A 4,846-nucleotide genomic window follows, 5' to 3' on the forward strand; every position below is an offset into this window, starting at 1 on the left:
CCGTGAGATTAGATATTGATAACGAACCCCAACCGGATGCCCTATTAAGAATTGACAAGGGAGGACAATCGACAATTAGTCAAGATGATTATGTAGAAGGAGCGCCGGAATTAATTGTCGAAATTGCTGCTTCTAGTGCTTCCTACGATGTTCATAAAAAATTAAATGTTTACCGTCGCAATCAAGTCCAAGAATACCTAGTCTGGCGGTTTTATGAACAAGAATTTGATTGGTTTCGGCTACAGGAAGGAGAATATATTAAACTAGAACCCGATAGTGATGGCATAATACGCTCCCAAATCTTCCCCGGTTTATGGCTAGATAAAAACGCTTTATTAATGGGCGACTTAGGAAAAGTTTTAGTGATTTTGCAGCGGGGGTTAGAAACAGCAGGACATCGAGATTTTGTCAATAAACTAACTGCCAATCACAGCTAGATTTTAAAATTAGACAATTATTCTTGATCCAGTGTCCTATAATTATAGAAAGAGTGAGCTAAGACGCATTTAAACCACCTATCCTTAGATTAGCCGAATTTTCCTCACCTCCCCTTGCCTCTTGCCTCATCTCAACCAGCAATTTAAATGCGCGGGCAGCTTATTTATGTCAAATCTAATCCTTTTCTGGCATCGTCGCGATTTACGTCTCTCGGATAATATTGGACTGAGTAAAGCTAGGGAGCGTAGTCCGAAAATTATCGGGGTTTTCTGCCTCGATCCTGCTATTTTAGAAGGGGATGATATCGCCCCGGCTAGAGTTGCCTATCTCCTCGGTTGTCTAGAGGAATTAGAAAAAAATTATCGCCAAAAAGGTAGTCAATTACTGATTATTCGCGGCAACCCCAGTCAAACACTCGTCAACTTAGCCGGCAATTTATCGGCAAAAGCAGTTTTTTTTAACCTCGATATCGAACCCTATGCGCGTCAACGGGATCAACAGGTAATTGCCGCTTTACAAACAAAAGGAATTGAAGTAGAAACCTTCTGGGATCAACTTCTCCACGCTCCAGGACAAGTCCTCACCCTCTCAAAAAGCCCCTACACCGTATATACTCCTTTTTGGAAAAATTGGAGCCAATTAGCCAAAGCCAGCCCCACAACCCTAGAAACCCTGCAAGGATTAGACGAAAATGAGGGGGAGAAACTCACAGAAACTATTAATTTACCAACCCTAGAAAATTTAGGTTTTACTTGGCAAAATCCCTTACCCCTCACCCCCGGAGAAAAAGCCGCTCTTAGCAGATTAGAAGAATTTTGTCAAGGGGTTATTAACAATTATCAAGAAGATCGTAACTTCCCCGCTTTTGATGGCACCTCGCGCTTGAGTGCCGCTTTAAAATTTGGGGCGATTGGCATTCGCACGATTTGGACGGCAACCCTAGAGTTATTAGAAAATTGCCGCGCTCAGGAAGCAAAAGATAGTATTATGACTTGGCAGCAAGAGTTAGCTTGGCGGGAATTTTACCAGCATTGTCTCTATTTTTTCCCAGAATTGGCGGTCGGTGCTTATAGAAAAGAATTTCGTCATTTTCCTTGGCAGGATAACGAAGAACATTTTCAAGCTTGGTGCCAGGGAAAAACCGGCTATCCGATCGTTGACGCGGCGATGCGACAATTAAATGAAACGGGATGGATGCACAATCGTTGTCGCATGATCGTGGCGAGTTTTTTAACCAAAGATTTAATTATTAACTGGCAAAAAGGCGAAAAATACTTCATGCAGAAACTTTTTGATGGCGATTTAGCCGCTAATAATGGTGGTTGGCAGTGGAGTGCCTCTAGTGGCATGGATCCGAAACCTTTAAGAATTTTTAATCCCGCTAGTCAGACACAAAAATTCGATCCAGAAGGGGAATATATTCGTCAATGGTTGCCGGAATTAGCTTCCGTAGATACGGAATATTTAGTAACTGGGAAAATCCCCCGTTTAGAAAGACATCGTTGTGGTTATCCTGAGCCAATTGTCGATCATAATCAACAACAAAAAGAATTCAAACGACTCTATAGTAATCAGAAGCCAAAACGGTAAAACTAGCTACTTTTGACCGGCTTTAATCTGGTTCCAAACATCCTCTAAACTTAGATATAACACAGGCACAACAATTAAACTCAACAGGGAAGAAGTGACTAAACCTCCCACAATCACCATCGCCATGGGTTGCCGCAATTCCGCACCGGTACCCAATCCCAAAGCGAGCGGAATCATACCTAAAATTGTCGAACAAGTGGTCATTAAAATCGGTCTTAACCTAATCATTCCCGTTTCTAACACCGCTTCCTCCCGACTCCAACCCTGTTGACGCAATTGGTTAGTATAATCCAGCAATAACACAGCGTTTTTATCCAGTAATCCCAAGAGGAAGATAAACCCGATCAAAGAAATCATACTAAACTCACTACCCGTTACCAATAACCCCAACATTGCCCCCACAATCGCTAAAGGTAAACATAAAGCGATGACGATAGTTTCTGACAGTCTTCTGAATAATAACCATAAAACTCCTAACATTAAAATTGTCGCTAGGATTAAAGTGCGACCAAAACTGCCCAAAACATCGCTACTTTGAGAAGAAGTACCCCAACGCTGTAAAGTTATCCCTTCCGGTAAAGGAATCCCTTCAATTTTAATCGCCGCATCTTCTAATCCTAAATCGGGACTAAGATTAGCACTGAGAAAAATCGCCTGTTGACCATTTAAACGCTCGATCGCCAAAAAATCCCCCCGCTCATTTAATCTAGATGATAGGGAAATATCCTTTAAACCGGCGATTTTAGCGGACTCAACCCGCAATTTCTCGGCACTATCGCGCAATAGCTTGAAATCATCGCTTTTAATCGCAATTTGGATCGGCTTTTCCGCTTCCGTCTGCACAAAAGGAATGTCCTCGACACTGACATTCACCCCTCTAATTGGCGGTAAAATTTGCCGAATCCGTTGCTGCACGGCACTGGTGTGAGACTTACGATCGCCCTTCAGTGTAACGTGAATTTTGCCCCGATTCGGCTCACCCCGTAAACCGGCGATCAGAAAAGTCGATTCCACTTCCCCATCCCGTAAAATCGGCGCTTCTAATTTGCTGCCATCCCGGATAGTGCGACGCAGGAGAAAACTTTCGGGAGAACTCGCTAACTGGGAAATCCAAGCGAAACTATCGCTATAACTCTTAGCGGTCGGTTTATTAGGACTAATTTGCGTTATTTTCGGCAAAGGAGAGGTATAAACCAGATTAAACTCGCCGCGATCGAGTCGGGGAATAAATCCCCTAGAAATAAAAGGAATCAAGGCAATACCCGCCAAAAAGGTAATTAGAGCAATAGCAATGACCAGCAAACGATGACGCAGTGACCAGTTTAAAAGCCGTCGATAGGCATTTTCAACCGGTCGCTTTTGTTTCGTCATTTTTGCCTGTGACTGCGGCTTCAGCCAATATACTGCCAAAACGGGCGATAAAGTTCGGGCGACCAACAGGGAAAAAATCACCGCAGCCGAGACAGTTAAACCGAAGGGTTGGAAAAACTGCCCCACCGCACCCCCCATAAAAGCCACGGGTATAAACACGGCAACAATGGTTAAAGTGGAGGCGGTGACAGCTAATCCGATCTCCCTTGTCCCCTTGAGTGCCGCATTTTTCGGGGTTTCCCCCGCGTCGATTAAACGGGAAATATTCTCCACATCGACAATCGCATCATCCACGACAATGCCGATTACCAAAGCCAGGGCCAGCAGTGTCAGGGTTTCCAGATTAAAACCATAGATGGCCATGATAATGAAAGTCCCCAAAAGAGATAGGGGGATAACCAGAGCAGAAATGATTGTAGCGGCGAAACTGCCTAAAAATATCCAGATCACCAGCACCGACAGCAAAACTGCCAAGAGTAAATCATCGATCGTGCCTTGTAGGGCAGCGCGAATATATTCCGCTTGGGTTTCAGCTAAAATTATCTTGACATCGGGCAGTTTTTGTGCTATGTCTTTAACCCGTTTTTCTGCCTGAGCGACCAGATCGAGACTATTAGCGGCACCTTTTTTGATTACCTGCACAGCGATCGCTTCTTGACCATTAAAGCGCACCAGTGTGGGTAATGGTCGGGTTAAGCTTTTATGGGGATTATCTTCCCTAACTGTACCTTGACCGAGTAAATTAACTTTAGCCGTATCAGGGAGAGCTTTTAAGGGCGGAATTAAATTATCTTGGGCGATTTGGCTTAATTCTTCTAGGGTTTTCTGCTCACTCACCAGCGCATAGGTGACTGTTGCCGACTCATTTAAATCAACGGGGATAACTTCTGTGGTAGCTTGAGGGGGTAAAGGGACTTGCGAGATAGTCTGTTTAACTGCTGCGGTGGCTTTGTCTAAATTTGTGCCAATTTTAAAGAAAACGCTGATTACTGACTGTCCGGGGCCAGTAGTCGAGGAAACATCGCGACAACCGGGGAGAGAGAAAAGGGGATTTTCTAGGGGTTTAGTTAATTGCTGTTCCGTGGTGATAGCAGTAGCTAAATCCGCTTGAGCGTTAATTATTACGACTGGAAAGCTGATATCGGGGAAAAGAGCGTATTTTAGGGAACTAAAAGCCAAAATTCCTGCCATGGCCACCGCTAACCAGAAAGCAATGGTTAACCTCGGGGCATTAATCGCTATTCGAGAGATATTCAGACGTTCTCGCCATGATTCTTTCATCTTTGTTGAATAAGTGGGGTGTCGGGTGTGGGGTGTAGGGTGTGGGGAGTTTTCTCAGTGAACTGATAACTGATAACTGATAACTGATAACTGATAACTGATAACTGATAACTGATAACTGATAACTGATAACTGATAACTGATAACTGACTCCTAACCCAATGGT

The 4,846-nt window shown here is 43.9% G+C and carries 3 protein-coding genes; 2 read left to right on the forward strand and 1 reads right to left on the reverse strand.

The features are described 5' to 3' along the window. The coding region (locus tag IQ242_RS16965) for a Uma2 family endonuclease (protein WP_193960777.1) at positions 1-437 on the forward strand (437 nt) is incomplete at its 5' end. Between the two features lie 166 nt (positions 438-603). Then, complete coding sequence (locus tag IQ242_RS16970; RefSeq protein WP_193960778.1) at positions 604-2,028, forward strand: FAD-binding domain-containing protein; 1,425 nt, start codon at positions 604-606, stop codon at positions 2,026-2,028. Between the two features lie 6 nt (positions 2,029-2,034). Here IQ242_RS16970 and IQ242_RS16975 read toward each other — a convergent pair whose 3' ends face one another. Beyond that, complete coding sequence (locus IQ242_RS16975) at positions 2,035-4,680, reverse strand: efflux RND transporter permease subunit (RefSeq protein WP_193960779.1); 2,646 nt, start codon at positions 4,678-4,680, stop codon at positions 2,035-2,037. Between the last annotated feature and the right edge of the window lie 166 nt (positions 4,681-4,846).

The sequence above is a fragment of the Microcystis sp. LEGE 08355 genome (assembly GCF_015207185.1).
In the GTDB taxonomy this organism is placed as follows: Bacteria; Cyanobacteriota; Cyanobacteriia; order Cyanobacteriales; family Microcystaceae; genus Microcystis; species Microcystis panniformis.